Source organism: Mammaliicoccus sp. P-M59, assembly GCF_022386135.1.
Classification (GTDB): Bacteria; Bacillota; Bacilli; order Staphylococcales; family Staphylococcaceae; genus Mammaliicoccus; species Mammaliicoccus sciuri_A.
The window spans coordinates 832,550-851,594 of record NZ_JAJNJJ010000001.1 but is presented as its reverse complement, the minus strand read 5'-3'; the positions used below and the strand labels follow the sequence as shown (position 1 = coordinate 851,594).

The window sequence follows — 19,045 nt, the reverse complement described above, 5'->3', positions numbered from 1 at the left end:
AAATATTGAGCAATTGTAAACAATGATAAAAGAGTGTAAACCCTTCCTTAAGTATCTGTTAAACGACTGTTTATTGTATTCATAGAAGTTACAATATATTTAACATTACGAAAGTAATAGCTTAACAATTAATTATTAAAGGATGGATAAAATATGAAATTAACTACTATTGGTTTAGGATACATTGGATTACCAACATCAATTATGTTTGCGAAACATGGTGTAGATGTTGTAGGTGTCGATATAAATAAAGAAGCAGTAGATAAATTAAATAATGGTAAAATTCATATTGAAGAGCCTGGCTTACAAGAAGCTTATGAAGAAGTGTTAGCTAAAAATAAATTCAAAGCAAGTATGCAACCTGAAAAAGCAGATGCATTTATTATTGCAGTTCCAACTCCAAATAATGATGATCAATATGAATCATGTGATATTTCGTTAGTAATGGGTGCAGTTGAATCCATCGTACCATTTTTAGAAAAAGGTAATACGGTCATTGTAGAATCTACGATAGCACCAAGAACAACTGACGATCATGTTAAACCATATCTTGAAAGCCAAGGATTTGAAATTGGTAAAGATATATTTTTAGTACATTGCCCTGAAAGAGTGTTACCAGGAAAAATATTACATGAACTTATTCATAACAATCGAATAATTGGTGGTATAACGCCAGCATGTGTTGAAGCGGGTAAACGTGTATATGGAACATTCGTACAAGGTGAAATGATTGAGACAAATGCTAAGACAGCAGAAATGAGTAAGTTAATGGAAAATACTTACCGTGACTTGAATATTGCGCTAGCAAATGAACTTGCGATGGTATGTAATCATTTAGATATTAACGTATTAGAAGTTATCAAGATGGCGAACAAACATCCACGTGTGAATATTCACTTACCAGGTCCAGGTGTTGGTGGTCATTGTTTAGCAGTTGATCCATACTTTATTATCGCTAAAGATCCAGAAACAACGAATCTCATTCAAGAAGGTAGACGTATTAATCGTTCAATGCCGCAATATGTTATTAATGAGTCTAAGAAAATGTTAGAAACTTTAAATGGTCATAAGGTTGTTGTATTTGGATTAACTTATAAAGGTGATGTAGATGATGTTAGAGAATCACCAGCATTTGATATTTATAATGATTTGAGAAAAGAAAATGATATTCAAGTAGAAGCATATGATCCACATGTTGAGCTAGGTTTTGTCCAAAAAGATATTCAAAAAGCAGTTAAAGATGCATCTCTTGTATTAATTTTGAGTGACCATTCAGAATTCAAAAATTTAGTAGATCAAGATTTTGAAGGTATGAAAGACAAAGTTATTTTCGATACGAAAAATGTCATTCAATCACAATTTGAGCAAGTTAAATATTACAACTACGGTAATTTATATACTTTCGGAAAAGATATTGCACTTTCATTTAATAAGTAAAGATTGAGGGGTCTTCATATGATAGACGTTAACAGTCCAATTATTCAAAGCGGATTGAGCTTTCAAATAATTTTAAGAGAACCAGAAAATCAAAAAATATTTGATGTAGATAAAAATGAACTTGTTGTAGGATATGCTTCTGATTATTTAAATAAAGCATTAAAAGTTATTTCTATAAAAGTGATAGAAAGTGAACTATATGGATTAATTGTAAGAGGTACGAATATTATAGGGTGGACAAGATTAAATCATTCTATCAAATTAATTTCGAAACCTATTGATACGATAAGAGTAGATTTAAGCTATTTTTCTACACCACAAATTAATAGAGAACTAGGGTTTGGTGATGACTATAATTTACTATTTAAAGAAAAAAACTTTTCATCTAGAGCATTGTATTTATTTGGAGGTGAAGTGTTAGAAGCTGTATTTAATAAAGGAACATTTGCAGGATTTGTGCATACGAAAGACATAGATAGAGCAATTCCTATTAATAAAAAAGTATCAATAGAAGAATCTACAGTCTTTTATCAAGATAGCGCATTGCACAAATCAATTGATCTATCCTTGGATAAAGAACAATTTGATTTCAATAACGTCTTGATCGATATGGTGTTCTTAAAAGCAGAATCGGTAAGGATTATTATTAAAAAGAAAAAATATTGGATGAGCTTTAATGACTTAAAAGATAAAAGCATCATTCAAGATTTAGAAGCTAAACAATATGAAAACTATAACGAATTAACGCTAGAACAGCTGGATATGATTACAAACTTTCAAGAAGAAAGAAAAGAGTCAAAATCTGCAATTGTTCGTTTAATAAACGAAAATATCTCATTACAAAAAACAAATAAAAATGAAGAGAAAAATCAGTATGAACGATTATATATGAATTTAAAAAATTCTAAATTAGGAAAGATTCAAACGAAATACTGGAGTTGGAGAAATAGGAGGAAATCATAATGTCTTCAAATATGCCAACAAATATCAATAAAAAAAGTAATATCGAATCAACTAAAGAGGCTTTAGTCAATTTTGATGATAAAACAAAAGTTGAACAATTAGAAGAAGTGTTAAATATTGTTGAACAAGATTATATGTATGGACTATATAAATTAAAAAAGGTTAAAGATCATACAAATCATCATAATTACTATAAAAAAGTAGCAGAAGAATCAAAATTAGATTTCCTTGAAAAACACCAACAACATTTATCAAACCTTGTGAATTCTAATACATCGCGTGTATTTATTAAAAACAAATACAAAGTTGGTCTTATAGCTGATGAATTTTTATATAACTCATTTAAAGATATAGGTAATATCGTTTATTTAAATAGTAAATTTACAGATTTAAGTCGTGATATGGATGTTTTAATTGTTGCGACAGCATGGAGAGGTATAGACGGAAGTTGGACTGGTTTAGCATCAGTTAATAGTAAGAAAAGAAGAATGTTATTTGAAGGTATTCAACAAGCTAGAAAATTCAATATACCGATTGTCTTTTATTCTAAAGAAGATCCCGTCAATTTCCATTTATACAAAGATATCGCGACAGAATGCGATATTATTCTGACATCAGCTGCTGAAGTAGTAGAAGATTATAAAGAATATTGTCAAAATGATAAAGTATTTGTACTTCAATTTGGTATTAATCCTCATTACCATAATCCAGTAGGGACGAGAAGTTCATATAATAAATCATTTAAAAACGATGTTATTTTTGCAGGAAGTTGGACTGAGAAATATCCTGTTAGAAACCAAGAATCTGCAAGAATCTTTGATGAGTTAATCAAAAAAAATCATAAATTAACCATTATTGATAGAAATTTACCATTGCGAAGAAAACGTTATCAATTCCCAATGAAATATATCCCATACTTAACAATGCCAATTGATCATGAAGAACTTATGAAACTGCATAAAGTATATAGATGGGCAATAAATGTCAATTCAGTAAAATATTCAGAAACGATGTTTGCGAATAGAATATTTGAATTACAAGCTTTTGGGAATTTAATCTTATCTAACTATTCAGTAGGTGTTAATAATCAATTTCCAAATGTATTTATGGTTAATCATAAAACTGATGTGGTACCAATTATGAACCAATATCAAGAATATGAAATAGAAGATATGCAAGCTAAAAGTATACGTAGTGTGATGAGAAATTGTACGACATATCATCGTTTAGATGAAGTCTTATCATATATTGGCATTGAACCGACTCAAAAAGAATCACAAATACTCGTAGTTGTTGATGCATTAACCGATAAAATGAAAGATATTCTATATCGACAATTACATGTTCAGTTTGATGTTATAGAAGCTCAAGATACAGTAGAAGATGCATCACAATATGATTTTATAACTTACATGAAAGATTCAATTGAATATGAAGAGTATTATTTAGAAGATTTATTATCAGCATTTAAATATGTAGATGTTGATTTTGTTACGAAAGATAAACAACATGAAGCACATCAATTTATTGAAAAAGCTCAAAATAAATATGTAACAATGTATCATAAAAATATATTCGATCAACAGTTGAATGTTACACAATCTCAAAATGGTTATAATTTAGATCAATCAGAAATTTATGACGCATCTTTATATGGTCAAAATAACCGCAAGAAAAAATTAAGTGTCATTATTCCAATTCATAATAACGGTACTTATTTAGAAGATAAGTGTATGAGAAGTTTAAGAAGATCTTCAATATTTAAAGAGATGGAAATTATATTCGTAAATGATGGTAGTACGGATTCTGAAACGACATCTATTATTAATCGATTAAGAAGACGATACCCAGATATCGTTTACTATGCATATGAAGAAGGATCAGGTAGTGCTTCAAGACCTAGAAATAAAGGTGCTGAACTTGCCTCTACAGATTATATTACGTATTTAGACCCTGATAACGAAGCGACTGGTGATGGTTATGCAACATTATTAGAAGAAATAGAATCGAATAAAGATGTCGATATGGTCGTCGGTAATATTATTAAAGAAGATAACAAGCGCAGAGCACTGTTTAATTATGCGGGCACAGTGATGAAGTATAACGATGGAAAATTATTAATCGACGACCCTAAAAAATATATGAAAAAATGTGGTCTACGTGCTCAAAGTATTCAAGCTTTAATCATTAAATCACAAATTATTAAAGATAATCATATTCGAATGATTGAAGGTGCTGCTGGCCAAGATACGTTATTTTTCCAAGAATTAATGATTCATTCTAAAAAAGTACAAGCTGTAACAGATGTTATTCATATGTATTACGCTGCCGTGTCTGGATCAGTTACAAATTCGATTTCTAAGAAGCTATTTGATAAATATTACACATTAGAAATTGAAAGAATTCCATTTTACGAAAAACATGGCTTACTGACATCCTACTTAGAACATAGATTTAATTTTTACGTAAAAGGCTGGTACTTGCCAAGATTAGAAAAAGTGAAACCAGAAGAAAGAAAAGAAGCCGTAGAACGATTTTTAGAAATATATAGTTTGTATGATCAATATAAACGACCTGAAGACCATGATTTAAATCAATATGTTGAACATTTAAAGCAAGAGGTTCAGCAATAATTGCGTGATTGATATAAGGGGGTGTGTATGATGGATAATACGTTCATAAGATTTAACAAAGCATATATGATTGTTCCTCGACAAATTTCAATTGAAGATCAAAACTATCGTCAACATATTCAATTCACTGACTTTACGATTTATTTTTCAAATGATTTAAGTTCATATGAGTATACAAAGAATGACATCAAAGTAGTCATATTAGGTCATTTTGTGCATACGAAAAATGTCGATTTAAAATATCCTGAAATATGCGCCCAATTATTGTCTCACGAAATTGATTCTTATGCTTTTCTTGAAGAGATGAGTTTTTATAATGGCAGGTATGTTATGTTGATAGAGTATAATGGATGTTTGCTACTATATAATGATGCAACGTCATTTTTATCATTGTATTATCATGCATCTCATGATTTGTACGCTAGTCATTCAGAATTAGTAAATCAACTCGTAAAATTATGTTTTGATAAGACTTGTGAAAGAATCGCACATAAGTCATATGGATTTTTAGACTATAGCAAATATAAAGATGTTTATAAATTCAATGCCAATACAAGATTTAATATAACAGACCATACAATTAAAAGAATTTATCCAATCAACCCATGTGTTAAGAAATCAGCAGAAGAAGTATATGATATTGTTAATGATGAAATTGAAGCAGCGGTTGATTATTTATTTCGATTTGATCAAAAAGTGATTTGTTCTATCACAGCTGGTCATGATTCTAAAGTATCCTTATCTTATATTAAAGAACATATCAATGATGTGAATTTCTTTACTTATACAAAAAATATTGATGAATTAGAACATAAACAAGCTGCTCATATTTATCGTATAGATGAATATATTTCTCAAAAGTTAGCATACAATTTAAATTTAAAGCATACGTTATTTAATATGGATCAACTAGCAGTCAATTCAAATTTGATTGATAGATATCAGTTATATGAAACAAATCATAGTATTCATTTAATCAATTATTATCATGAGAATAGGTCGTTTGATCATTGTATACATTTAAAATCTACTATCTTTGAACTTGCTAAAAGTATTATTCCGAAGCGGATACAAAGAGCAGACTCATTTTTACCGTATGAAAATGCAATCAAAAAATGGGCTAAAGATTTTCCAGTGGATCAATTATCTCACGATTATTTACTAGAATTTGTTAAAAGAAATAATCTCTATAAGACGATTGAATTAGGTTATCATCCTTATGAAACGTTGTATTACGAATCTAGAATGAACGGTTGGCATAGCTGTATTGTTCAAGAAAGTGATGATTATTTAGATGTGTTTAGCTTAATCAATACGAGGCATATCTTATTCGAATTTATGAGTATTAATCAGGAAGATAAGCAAAACCAAATGTTACATAAATTGATGATTAAACATCATTGGCCAATTTTAAATTATTTTCAAATCAATGACGTGAACACATTAGAGGATAGAATAATTCAATTAGAAGAAGACACAAATGAGCAAGTAGAAAGTTTGGCGAATATTATGATTCAAACTGAAGATTTCTATCAAGTGATACAAAATGAAAAAAAGTTATTTCGTGCATTAACACCTAAATTTAGTTATGACAATCAAAAGAAAATGATGTTAACGAATACGCAGGATAACACGATTACACTTGAATTAAGAACATTTTATCAAAATAAAAAAGGCAGAGATACGGTGTACTTTGATATAGAAAGTGAGTCAATCGACTTAGTAGATTTGAGTAAAAACAATTTAGAATTGACAATAAAACCACAATCATCTATTACAATATCTGTCTACGCAAGTAAGAGTTTTGAAAAAGAATCTTGGGTTAGCGCTTCACAATTTGAACTTATTGAAAAATAAAAATTAAGTAGGTCGTTATATATGAAGATAGTTATTGATATCTTAAAAGAACAATTTAATAATTTACCTAAAATTTTTAAACTTGCAATTTATAATATGAAAAGTCAATATGCCAATCATTATCTTGGTGTATTTTGGAATATACTACAACCCATCTTACAAGTTGCTGTATATTATCTTGTGTTTGGTTTAGGGTTAAGAGGAGATGCGAGTGCTCAAGTAGTAGGCGTACCATTTTTAGTACATCTTATTTCAGGTTTGTTTCCTTGGTTATTTATATCACAAGGGATCAATACAGGTGCATCTGCTATTCAAGGCAATATTGGACTCTTATCAAAAATGAAATTCCCATCTTCAATATTTATTTCTATAGCTTTAACGAATAATATGATTAATTTAATGATCACATCAGCCATTTTATTTGTCGTATCTGTCATTAATGGATATGTACCTTGGTGGCATTACTTTTGGTTTATATACTTTTTAGTCGCATCTTATGCAATTATTTTTGGTATTTCATTAATTATGAGTACATTAATTATTGTTATTCGCGATACTAAAAATTTATTACAAAATGTTATAAGAATGCTATTCTTTATGACACCTATATTTTGGGCGATGGAAGAAGCACATGGTATTTTACAAAGATTAGCAAGCTTAAACCCATTTGCATATTTAGTAGGTGTTTATCGTACGGCGTTTGTGCATGATAACGTTTCTGTGTACGGACAATGGCATGATCATTTATATTTTTGGCTTTTAACAATTATATTATTATTAATAGGTTCATTGGTTCATTCAAGGTTTAAACGGAAATTACTAGACTACTTATAGGGTGTTCATAATATGACAAAGAAATTATTAATGATTTCACAAAATTTTTATCCAGAACTTGGGTCTGCTGCAAATCGAATGAAAATGATGTTCAAAGCTTTTCGTTCAAGTGGTTCAGATCCGACAATGTTAACAACTGAGCCAACATATCCTAACCAAAGTTTATTTGAAGACCAATCTTATTTTACAGATGCATCTTTAAATAAATTAGAAAAGAAGAAAATTATTCGAATGAAAATGCATGGTAATAAGCAAAATAGTAATTTTATCATGAGGTTAGTCTATTATATAGAACAATACGTTAGATTAAGAGTCTTCTTGAAAATGCATAATGACGATTACGATATTGTGTATGTTTCTAGTCCAAATATATTTCTAGCATGGGCGACGTTATTTTTTAAAAGTGCGAAACATCCGACATATGTATTAGAAATTAGAGATTTATGGCCAGACAGTGTAAATGGATTAAAGCATATTAACATAAGTTTATTTATGCCACTATTAAAATATTTAGAGAAAAAAATGTATAATTCTGCTGATAAAATTGTCATTAATAATGAAGCATTTAGGTCACATATTCAGAAACGATTACAGCGAAAAGTGCCTATATTTTATTTACCAAACGGCATTTCAAGAAATGAACTGATTACTGAAGAAAAATATAATGATTTTAGTGTTATTTATACAGGAAATATTGGATATGCCCAAGATGTAGATAAACTTATTTCAATATGCTTAGCTTTAAATGATAAACAAATCAATGTTACAGCGATTGTTTATGGTGTTCAAGCTAACAAGTTTAGAAAAGCTGTGAGAGATTGTAAATATATTCAAGTGAAAAAGCCAATGGATCGTACAGCTTGTTTAACTGAAATATCTAAACATCATATTTCACTTTCCATTTTAGAATCTTCAGATGTGTTTATGAATGTGATGCCTGGAAAAATTGTAGACGCTATTGGTGTCGGAACACCTCCTATATCTAATATTAGTGGTCCAACTGAAGCCATTATTCAAAAATATAATCTAGGATTTGCAAGAAGACAAGCTTCAATAGATACAATCGTTAACGAAATTGAATCATTAAAATATGATGAACAAGCTTTATCTATTAAAGCTAAGAATGCACGTGAATATCGTGATGAACACCTCATTTGGGAAGATAATATTGAAAAGCTTATGACATTTTTAAGAAAAGGTGATAGAGATGACAAATACTTATAAAATAAAATGTGAAAATGTCTCGAAAGTTTACGACTTAAATGTAAACAGAAAAGATAAGCTGCTATCTTTATTTACTTTTGGATTAAGTTATAAATCTAAACCTTATTATGCTTTACATGATATTTCATTTGAAGTAGAAGAAGGGACATCTGTAGGTATAATTGGATTAAATGGTTCAGGTAAATCAACTTTATCTAATATTCTAGGTGGTGTTGTTGAACCTTCGTCTGGTACAGTTTATACAAATGGTAAGCCGTCGCTAATTGCGATTGGCGCAGGGTTAAATCCTGAATTTACAGGTGAAGAAAATATTCATTATAAATGTTTAATGCACGGTATGTCGCAACGAGAAATAAATGAAAAATTTGATGATATTGTACAGTTTAGTGAACTTGATGAATTTATTTATCAACCTTTAAAATCATATTCTAGTGGTATGAAATCAAGATTAGGCTTTGCAATTGCGATTCATACAGATCCAGATATACTTATTGTTGATGAAGCATTGTCAGTAGGCGATGAAACTTTTTCGAATAAATGTATAGATAAAATGCATGATTTACAAGAACAAGGAAAAACAATATTTTTTGTATCACATTCAGCAGGACAAATCAAAAAAATGTGTAAAAAAGCGATTTGGATACATTACGGTGAGATGGTTGCATATGGTGAAGTCAATGATATCGTAACGAGGTACGTTAATCTCATTCAGAAAGTAAAAAAGAAATCGAAACAAGAACAATTAGAATATAAACGTATAAAAATCCAACAACAACGTAATAAAGAAGTTGATGATTCAGTCATACAAAAAGAAAAAAGACCAACAAGTTTAATAGCGATGATTGGGATCATGAGTGTGGCATGGATATATATACTACTATTCCAAGTAGGGATACTATAAATTGCATGGAATGAGGTTATCAAATGAAAAAGGTCACAATGTTTGTATGGAATCATTTTACGAATGATGCAAGAGTCAATAGAGAGTGTACAACTTTAGCGGATAATGGATATGACATAAATTTAATTGCGATAAATGATCCGAAAAATCCTGCTATTTCAGCTTATGAAGAAATATCTAATACATTTAAAGTTCATAGAGTGAAGAGATATCCATGGTTATTGCAAGCTTATCAAGATCATGGCAAGAAATTCTTATTAGTTGTAGCTGGTGTCCAAGTTGTTATTATACCAAGTCTTTTCTATATCAGTTTCACATTAATGGCAGCTTATTTGTTATCACTCGTGGTTGCTGCAGGTATGATAAAGTTTAAAAAAATAAGAAAATGGTTTATAAATGGTGCAATTATTACGAGAATGATTGTAAAAGGTTATATACAAAATGCTGATATTTATCATGCAAATGATTTAAACACATTGCCTCAAGCTATCGTATGTTCTAAATTACGCTTAAAACCGAAGCCATTAATTTATGATAGCCATGAAGTCCAATCTGACAGAACAGGTTATAATCCAAAAACAATTAAGTCTATTGAGTCGTTTATGTTAAAATTTGTAGATCAAATGATTGTAGAAAATCATACAAGAGCAAAATACAATGAAGATATTTATGGATTCTATCCTAAAACATTGTATAACTACTCAGAGAAATACAATATTGAAGAAAAGCCACAAATCAATTTACATAAGAAAATAGGCATCAATGAAGATGAGAAAATTTTACTTTATCAAGGCGGACTCCAACAAGGAAGAGGGCTTGAATTGCTTATAGAGGCTATGGATGAAATTAAAGAAGGTCATTTACTATTTATCGGTGGTGGGAAGTTAACGCAACCTTTAAAAGAACAAGCCGAAGCTTCCAAACAAGCTGATAGAATTCATTTCTTAGATAAAGTGCCATTTCAAGAATTACCATCATATACGCGTGAAGCATATCTTGGATTCCAAGTGTTGCAGAACATTTGCTTCAATCACTATTCAGCAAGTTCAAATAAATTGTTTGAATATATGATGGCTCACGTACCAGTTATCAGTTGTGACTTCCCAGAAATTAAGAAAGTAGTCGAAGAAACTAATACCGGTTTAGTTGTGGATTCACATAATGCTTCAGAAATAGCTAATGCAGTGAATCAACTTGTAAAAGATACAAGCTTAAGAAATCAATTAAGTGAAAACACTAAACAAGCCAAAGAAATCTATAATTGGAATAATGAAAAATCAAAATTACTCGAAGTCTATAATCAATTTGTACCATTAGAGCATCCAATAACTAAAGTTCATACAAAATGACAAAAGGTCTACCATGCCTCGGCATCGTAGACCTTTTACGTTGTTTGAAGTCGTTACCATTAATATTAACTAACTTGTGTTTTGTAAATATTGGGATTACAATTATATAATTAAGATAGTAACGGTAGAAGGAGTAATTGTAAGATGTATATTAAAAAGAGTATAGAACGCGTTTGCAATTTTATTGAAGTAGGTAATGAACGAGAAGCAATGATGTTACTAAGAGATCTAGAAGCAAATGTTGTAAGATATGATTTTGAAATAATGGGAGACGGATTTAACAAATTTGCTGAAATATACGTATCACAAAAAAATAGAAAAAAAGCAATCGAAATGTATCAAAAAGCAATCCTATATTATAGAGAAGTCGGAAACCAAGAAAAAGTATCCCAAGTCAGTCGTAACTTTGAAAATCTGATTTTGTAGGGTTGGTAGAGGTAAGTAAAAAACTACATATATCTTTAATGAAGGAGCTTATATGGAAGAACAAATATTATTTCTTTCTGGTTTAGGCAGTCATAGATTATTTTTGAAAGATTTAAATAACCAATTGGATAATCTGAATTTAGTTCAAATTGATTTGCCAGGTCATGGTTTGAATTTAGATGTTATTGTTAATGATTTAAATGAATTAGTGGAGTGGTTTAAAACAGAGATAAAAATTTATGGTAATGAAGAACTGTCTATAATGGGGCATTCTTTAGGAGCGGATTTATTATCTTATATAAGTATCAAGGTTCCACAAATTAAAAATATTATATTATTAGATGGTGGATTATTTAATCTTGAAGACCTAGAATACAGCAGTGAAGTTGAAATAAAAGATACTAAAAATCATTTAGAAAATTTTCAATTCAAGAACTTGGACGAATTTATAGAGACAGAAAAAGACGCATATAAAACATGGAATCAAAATTTATTAGAAGCATCAACTGGAAGGATGACTTTCAATTTAAATAAACATGTTTATGAACTTAATATTAATGAACTTTCTATTCTAAAATTATTGAAAATAAGAAGACAAATCAACTTACCTACCTTCAATCAATTAATAGACAGAAATATAATGGTCTTATTACCACAAGAACAGGACCAATTCATCTTAGACATGAAAATTAAAAATATACCTTCACATATTTCCTGTAAAACAATCCCTAACAGTGGCCACGATATTTATATAGATAACCCTGTAACAGTAGGGAAAGAAATAAAGAGTTGGTTAAGTACTATAAATGAATAAGGGAGGTAATTAAATGATAACCGATTCATTTGATATACAAGGAAAACCAATTGTAAATTTGAGTGACTTCTATGGTGAACAACAATTCAAAGTTGAAGTTTGCTTAATTACATATTCTAAAGAAATATATGATGCTATTCTAAGAGAAAATAAATGTGAAAAAATCGGTGAAATCAAAGCCTCTAACGGAGCATTTCCTATATATCAATTCATTTATAAAGGTAAAGCTGTAGCATTTTATCTATCTGCAATTGGTTCAACGCTTGCTTCTCAATATTGCATGATATGTAATTGGATAACAGGTGCTACAAAATTTGTAATGTTTGGATCAGCAGGAAGTCTTGATAGCGAAAGGACTTTTAATAAATTTATAATACCTACTCACAGCTATAGAGATGAAGGAATGTCATATCATTACGCCCCTCCATCAGACTATATTAAAGTAAAGAATGCTAATAAATTAGCTGAAGTATTTAATAAATTAGCGTTACCATTTATAGAAGGTAAAGTTTGGACAACTGATGCAGTACTGAGGGAAACAAACAAGCAGTATAATAAAAGAAAAAAAGAAGGATGTATAGCAGTAGATATGGAGCTTGCTGGAGTATAAGCAGTTTGTGATTTTCACGGATTTGAACTATTTAACTTTCTTGTAACTGGTGATGTACTTTCTGAAGAAACATATAATGTAGATGGATTAAAAGAAGCGAATCATAATATAGACAAATTTCATGTAGCTTTGAATATTATAGAAGAACTTGACTTATAAATCATGGAAAAATACTAGTACAATTTAATCAGATACCCCTAACTTAAGTAAGTTAGGGGTATTCCATTTATCAAGACTGACAAAACAAGATAAATAGGAGGTCTGAATTTATCAAGACTGGCCAAACAAGATAAATAGGAGGCATGTATTTATCAAGAATGGCGAAACAAGATAAATAGAAGGTCTGTATTTATCAAGACTCATCGAACAAGATAAATAGGAGGCATGTATTTATCAAGACTGGCCAAACAAGGTAAATAGAAGGTCTGAATATTGCAAGACAGCCACGACTAGCAACATAGAGCCTCCGAATATTGCAAGACAACCAAGACTAGCAACATTGGATGTCTGAACATTGCAAGACGACCCAAACAAGCTACATAGCACCCTCAATACAATCCAAAATCCCAAACCAACCAACCAATCCCAACACCCAACCCCAACACCCAACTCACTCTCCATACCATTAATTAATTCTATACAAAATAAAAAAGCTGTTAATAAAGTCTCTGACTTTAATAACAGCTTTAAATATATAGGTTTTACATATGGGCGCTGTGTCCGCCAACCATAACCCAATAAGTACCGATTATTACTAATAAAGTAATAATTACTGCGAAGAGTACTTTGAATGCAGTTGCGCGTCCATCTGGTCCTTCTGTTAAATGCATGAACATTAGTAATTGAACTAATGCTTGTAAGAAAGCAAATCCAATAATGATTGATGTTCTTACTTGTAGTGACATGCCAGTGTATAACATGACATAAACAGCTACTAATGTTAATACAATTGAGAATATTAAACCGACTGTATGTGTAACGACTGTTTTATTCATGATCCACTCACCATCCCTACAAGATAAACTAATGTAAAGATAAAGATCCATACAACATCAAGGAAATGCCAGTATAAACTTCCGATAAATACTTTTGGTGCATTGTGTTCATTTAATCCACGTGTAAGGATTTGGATTAATACACCTGAAATCCAGAATATACCTAAAGTAACATGGAGACCATGTGTACCTAAAAGTATAAAGAATGCAGACCAGAATGATCCTAGTTGAGGTGTAACACCTTCATGAACATAGTGAGTAAATTCGTAAATTTCAAATCCTACGAATCCTGCACCTAAGATAAGTGTGATAATCATCCATACCATCATCATTTTGACATTTTCTTTACGCATGTAGTAAACACCGATACCACAAGTGTAACTACTTACAAGTAATAAGAATGTCATGATCATAACTAATGGTAATTCAAATAATTCTGGTGTAGTGAAACCACCGTATGAACCACTTTTCTGTAGTACTAAGAATGTTGCAAATAGTGTACCGAATAACGCAACCTCAGCAGTAAGAAAGACCCAAAATCCGAGTTTATTTAATTGTCCTGTTTCATTAACAGTATCAATTGTATTGTGGTGTTCATTACTCATCTTTATTGTCCTCCTTTTCCTGTAATTCTTGTTCACGTAATTCGCGTAATTTTGCTTCATTTTCTTCTAATTCTTCAGCATGAATATGGTAGCCGTAGTCTTTTTCGAAACTTCTCCAAACCATACATGCTAATACACCAACACCAAAGATAATTGCTGGTATATATGTTTCGAATACTAGGAAGAATCCACCGAATAAGAAACATACTGCCATCCAGAATCCGATATGTGTATTGTTTGGCATATGAATATCTTTATAATCTCTATCGTCTAAATAGTGTTTACCATTTTGTTTCATTTCTACAAATGTTTCAGTATCATACCATTTTGGTGTAATAGCGAAGTTGTAGTGTGGTGGCATAGCTGAAGCAGTAGCCCATTCTAATGTTCTACCTAAACCATTCCAGTTGTCACCAGTTGCTTCACGTTTCGCTTTACCGAAGCTGTATACGACGTTCCATACTAGAGCTAAGAAACCAATACCCATCAAGAATGCACCAATTGTAGAGATGAAGTTTAATGAGAACCATCCATCTGCTTGAGTGTATTTATATAAACGACGTGGCATTCCATCTAAACCTAATAGGAATTGTGGTAAGAAACATAAGTTGAATCCTAAAGTAAATGTCCAGAATAACCATTGATTAATCTTTTCATTTAATTTGTGACCAAACATTTTTGGATACCAGAATATTAAACCTGCGAAACATGCGAATACAACACCAGCGATAATAACGTAGTGGAAGTGTGCCACTAAGAAATAAGTATTGTGATATTGATAGTCCGCTGCTGCCATAGCAAGCATAACACCTGTAACCCCACCTAATGTGAAGTTTGGAATAAAGGCTAATGCGAATAACATAGGTGATTCAAATGTAATTCGACCTTTATATAACGTTAATAGCCAGTTGAATATTTTAACACCTGTTGGTACGGCAATTAACATAGTAGTTATTGAGAAGAATGAGTTAACTAATGCACCACTACCCATAGTGAAGAAATGGTGAACCCAAACGATAAAGCTTAAGAACGCAATACCACCAGTTGCCCAGACCATACTTTGATGTCCGAATAATCTTTTTCTAGCAAAAGTAGGGATGATTTCTGAGTAAATACCGAATGCCGGTAATACTAGAATATAAACTTCAGGGTGACCCCATACCCAGAAGAAGTTAGCCCATAACATTGGCATACCACCATTAGCAACTTCAAAGAAGCTTGTTCCCATTAAACGGTCGAATGTCATTAAAGCAAGTGCGACAGTTAAAATAGGGAAGGCTAAGATAATTAATAATGATGTAATTAATGTTGTCATTGAGAACATTGGGATTTGCATAAATTTCATTGATTTAGTACGTAATTTTAAGATCGTAACAAAGAAGTTAATACCTGTCATTAACGTACCAATACCAGCGATTTGAATTGCAATTAAATAATAGTTAATACCTGTACCTGGACTGAAGTCAGTTGCAAGTGGCGCATAGTTTGTCCAACCAGCAGCTGGCGAACCACCAATTACGAATGAAATATTAAATAATCCCATTCCGGCAGCAAATAACCAGAAACTTAAGTTATTTAACATAGGGAATGCAACATCTCGAGCACCTAATTGTAATGGTACAACAACGTTCATTAAACCAATTAAGAACGGCATTGCCATGAAGATAATCATGATTACACCATGTGTTGTAAAGATTTCATTATAGTGCTGAGATTCAAGTAATGTATTATCTGGTGTCATTAATTGTAAACGGATAAGAAGTGCATCTACACCGCCACGGAAGAACATAATGATTGCAGATATAATATACATTACACCAATTTTTTTATGGTCAACTGAAGTTAACCATTCTGTATAAAGCCATTTCCATTTTTTATAATATGTTAGTCCACCAACAACACATATACCTGTTAATACAAGTAAAACTTGTGCCATTGTTATCATCCAGTCACTTTGAACGATAAATTCATTCCATGGAAAATTCATTACTTGTCACCTCCATGGTTCTTATCTGAAGATTTTTCATCATCAGATTTTGCATCTTCTTGCATTTTTTCCATTTCGTCCATATGATGTTTTTCTTCTTTTTTGAAGTCACTGTCATATTTTTCGTTATTTTTAAGAATCATAGGTTTCATTCCATGACGGTCATAGTTAGGGTTAGTAACAGTCACTTTACGTGCAGGTAATACTGGTTTTTCTGTTACGCCTTCACTTTCATCATAGAAGTTTGGATCTTTTGGTTCATAGCGGAAACGTTTATAAGCATGGAAAATGTATTCAGGATCCGCAGCAGGATCTACATATGCTAAGTGTGTTCCACTAAAAGTAAGTTCCTCATTCTTAGTTGTAGGTAAAAGTTGATGATCGAATGTATCTTGATCAATTGTTTTACGTTTTTGAGATTTAGAAACCCATTTATCATAATCTTCATTGCTTACAGCGTTAACATTAAATGTTTGTCTAGAGAACCCTTCACCATTAAAGTTAGAGTTTCTACCTTTAAATGTACCTGTTTCGTTAGCTTGCAATGTCCAGTCCATTGTCATGCTAGTCATCGCGTACTTCTGTCCACCTAATTGAGGTACCCAGAAACTTGTCATTGTATCCATAGATTGTAATTTAAATAGAACTGGTCGACCTTCTGGAATTGTTACATGATTGACAGTTTCTACTTTCTCATCTGGATAACTAAAGAACCACTTAAAGCCTGCACTTGTTGCATAAATAACAACTGGGTCTTCTTCTGACTTTGGTGCTTCTTCATAGAAATACAATGATTTAATTGTTGGTACAGCTAATACCACAAGTATGATTATTGGAATAATAAACCATACAGCCTCTAAAACGACGTTGTGATGCATCGTACCAGATGTTTCGTTTTTTGTTTTTCTATATTTAATAATAAATATTAAAAACAAAACGGAGACCACTATAACAATAAAGACCATCATTATAATTGAAAAGATAATTAAGAAATGTTGATCTTCAGCCATAGGGCCTTTGGGGTTTAATACTTCTAAATTTGAACAACCACTAAGTAAAATACCTAATGTTGACATGAGAAGTATTGACTTTAACTTTGCCACGTTTTTTACCTCCCAATTTTCTATATACCTATATATATGGCTAGACCTTAATTTTAAAGGATTTAAACATATTTACAAGGCTATAAAATAGGGTGTAAGCGTTATAATATAAAAATGTATTTAATTAACTTTGATATGACGCGTTTTTTCCTAATTGTTAAATTTTTGTGTACATTTTAAAAATATTTAAAAAAACGAAAAAACATCTTTAAATTGTTAAAAACATTGAGTTTTCAGCTTATTAAGAATAGTTTAAAATATTTTTAATGTTCTTTAATAAGTACTTAAATGAAACATAAATTTAAAAATTACACTTTTGATAAATATAAAAAAACAAACCAAATGAATGAAGTCATTTGGCTCGTTTATATATGATTATTTTACTGTAATTGTTCTACCTTCAGCTGAAATATGACCGTCAGCATCTGATACTGCGTAACCAACTTTGTATTTACCTGGTTTGCTAGTGTCTACTTCACCACTTGTAACAATGTCAGATGTTAAATCTTTTCCTGATTTATCTTTAGCTGTTATACCTTTTAATAAGTCAAAGTCTTGACCTTTTTTAATGGTAACGTCTTTAATACCTGATAATTCAGGATTAGGTGCTAAATCTGCATCGTTTACGTAAACGCCTCTTTTGTATGTGTAGTAGTAGCCATCAGAGTCTTTTACGTGATAAGTGATATATTGTAAACCAGTTTTAGATGTGTCAATATCACCTTTAACAGTTACTTTATCAGTGATGTCTCCGTCTTTTTTGTCAGATGCTTTAACACCTTTCATCGGATCGAAGTGGTCACCTTGATAAACTAAATCTTTAGTTGGCACTGTTATAATTGGCATATTTTCATCTAAATCTTTAGTAGATGTCTTTTTGTTAGATGCTACTTCAGCTTTAGATTCATCTTTATGCTTATCTTTAGTATCGTTGTCTTTAGAACCATTTAATGAACCTTCTTTGACAACATATACATAATGCCATTTTGTTCTATATGCGCCATCAGAATCTGTGACTTTATATTGTACTTTGTATTTACCTAATTTAGAAGTATCAACGTCACCAGTTACTTTAATCTTATCTGTTAAGTCTCCATCTTCTTTATCATATGCTTTTATGCCTTTTAATGAATCGTAGTCAGCACCTTTTTCAACAACGTCACCCTCAACACCTTTAATTTGTGGAAGGCTGTTTCCAGTAGCACTCGCAGTTAATGAAGGTGTAACAAGTGAAGCAGAAACACCAAGTACTGTAAGTGATTGTAATATTTTATTCATCATTTTTTATGTACTCCTTTGTTGTAAGC

The 19,045-nt window shown here is 30.9% G+C and carries 15 protein-coding genes and 2 pseudogenes; 11 read left to right on the top strand and 6 right to left on the bottom strand.

The features are described 5' to 3' along the window. Positions 1–153: 153 nt before the first annotated feature. The 11 genes from LQ617_RS04115 to LQ617_RS04065 all read left to right on the top strand — a co-directional run bounded on the left by LQ617_RS04115 (position 154) and on the right by LQ617_RS04065 (position 13,048). On the top strand, positions 154–1,437 hold the full coding sequence (locus LQ617_RS04115; protein WP_037588946.1) for a nucleotide sugar dehydrogenase: 1,284 nt from the start codon (positions 154–156) through the stop codon (positions 1,435–1,437). A gap of 18 nt (positions 1,438–1,455) precedes the next feature. After that, a complete protein-coding gene (locus tag LQ617_RS04110; RefSeq protein ID WP_196307596.1) occupies positions 1,456–2,400 on the top strand; it encodes a hypothetical protein in 945 nt (314 codons plus the stop codon). Next, positions 2,400–5,033 (top strand): glycosyltransferase, encoded by a 2,634-nt coding sequence (locus LQ617_RS04105; RefSeq protein ID WP_239739617.1) that lies wholly within the window; start codon positions 2,400–2,402, stop codon positions 5,031–5,033. Before LQ617_RS04110 ends, LQ617_RS04105 begins: the two co-directional genes overlap by 1 nt. Before the next feature lie 27 nt (positions 5,034–5,060). Beyond that, entirely contained in the window at positions 5,061–6,890 is a 1,830-nt protein-coding gene (locus LQ617_RS04100) for a hypothetical protein (protein WP_239739615.1), read from the top strand. Between the two features lie 21 nt (positions 6,891–6,911). Further along, entirely contained in the window at positions 6,912–7,724 is an 813-nt protein-coding gene (locus tag LQ617_RS04095; RefSeq protein ID WP_037588949.1) for an ABC transporter permease, read from the top strand. Between the two features lie 12 nt (positions 7,725–7,736). Further along, positions 7,737–8,948: a glycosyltransferase family 4 protein gene (locus tag LQ617_RS04090; protein ID WP_239739614.1), complete on the top strand. Its 1,212-nt coding sequence runs from the start codon at positions 7,737–7,739 to the stop codon at positions 8,946–8,948. A gap of 58 nt (positions 8,949–9,006) precedes the next feature. After that, positions 9,007–9,849 carry an ABC transporter ATP-binding protein gene (locus LQ617_RS04085; RefSeq protein WP_410250519.1) on the top strand — a complete coding sequence of 281 codons (843 nt, stop codon included), beginning with the start codon at positions 9,007–9,009 and terminating at the stop codon, positions 9,847–9,849. Positions 9,850–9,872: 23 nt separating this feature from the next. Beyond that, positions 9,873–11,198: a glycosyltransferase gene (locus LQ617_RS04080; RefSeq protein ID WP_239739612.1), complete on the top strand. Its 1,326-nt coding sequence runs from the start codon at positions 9,873–9,875 to the stop codon at positions 11,196–11,198. Between the two features lie 144 nt (positions 11,199–11,342). Further along, a complete protein-coding gene (locus tag LQ617_RS04075) occupies positions 11,343–11,624 on the top strand; it encodes a hypothetical protein (RefSeq protein WP_037588953.1) in 282 nt (93 codons plus the stop codon). 52 nt (positions 11,625–11,676) lie between these two features. After that, on the top strand, positions 11,677–12,438 hold the full coding sequence (locus LQ617_RS04070) for an alpha/beta fold hydrolase (RefSeq protein WP_239739610.1): 762 nt from the start codon (positions 11,677–11,679) through the stop codon (positions 12,436–12,438). 13 nt (positions 12,439–12,451) lie between these two features. Further along, complete coding sequence (locus LQ617_RS04065) at positions 12,452–13,048, top strand: nucleoside phosphorylase (RefSeq protein ID WP_239739608.1); 597 nt, start codon at positions 12,452–12,454, stop codon at positions 13,046–13,048. A 701-nt stretch (positions 13,049–13,749) separates the two neighbouring features. On the opposite strand, the gene qoxD is transcribed toward LQ617_RS04065, so the two are convergent. The 6 genes and pseudogenes from qoxD to LQ617_RS04035 all read right to left on the bottom strand — a co-directional run. Continuing rightward, on the bottom strand, positions 13,750–14,043 hold the full coding sequence (gene qoxD, locus LQ617_RS04060) for a cytochrome aa3 quinol oxidase subunit IV (RefSeq protein ID WP_025905215.1): 294 nt from the start codon (positions 14,041–14,043) through the stop codon (positions 13,750–13,752). After that, positions 14,040–14,648, bottom strand: coding sequence for a cytochrome aa3 quinol oxidase subunit III (gene qoxC / locus LQ617_RS04055; RefSeq protein ID WP_103361567.1), 609 nt, complete (start codon positions 14,646–14,648; stop codon positions 14,040–14,042). Before qoxC ends, qoxD begins: the two co-directional genes overlap by 4 nt. Further along, positions 14,641–16,635 (bottom strand): cytochrome aa3 quinol oxidase subunit I, encoded by a 1,995-nt coding sequence (gene qoxB, locus LQ617_RS04050; protein ID WP_037587365.1) that lies wholly within the window; start codon positions 16,633–16,635, stop codon positions 14,641–14,643. Before qoxB ends, qoxC begins: the two co-directional genes overlap by 8 nt. Then, on the bottom strand, positions 16,635–17,738 hold the full coding sequence (gene qoxA, locus LQ617_RS04045; protein WP_159315184.1) for a cytochrome aa3 quinol oxidase subunit II: 1,104 nt from the start codon (positions 17,736–17,738) through the stop codon (positions 16,635–16,637). The genes qoxB and qoxA overlap by 1 nt, the downstream gene beginning before the upstream one ends. Before the next feature lie 375 nt (positions 17,739–18,113). Further along, a pseudogene (locus LQ617_RS04040) lies at positions 18,114–18,539 on the bottom strand (immunoglobulin-like domain-containing protein); the annotation flags it as partial. 165 nt (positions 18,540–18,704) lie between these two features. Beyond that, positions 18,705–19,016: pseudogene (locus tag LQ617_RS04035) on the bottom strand (immunoglobulin-like domain-containing protein); the annotation flags it as partial. Positions 19,017–19,045: the final 29 nt, after the last annotated feature.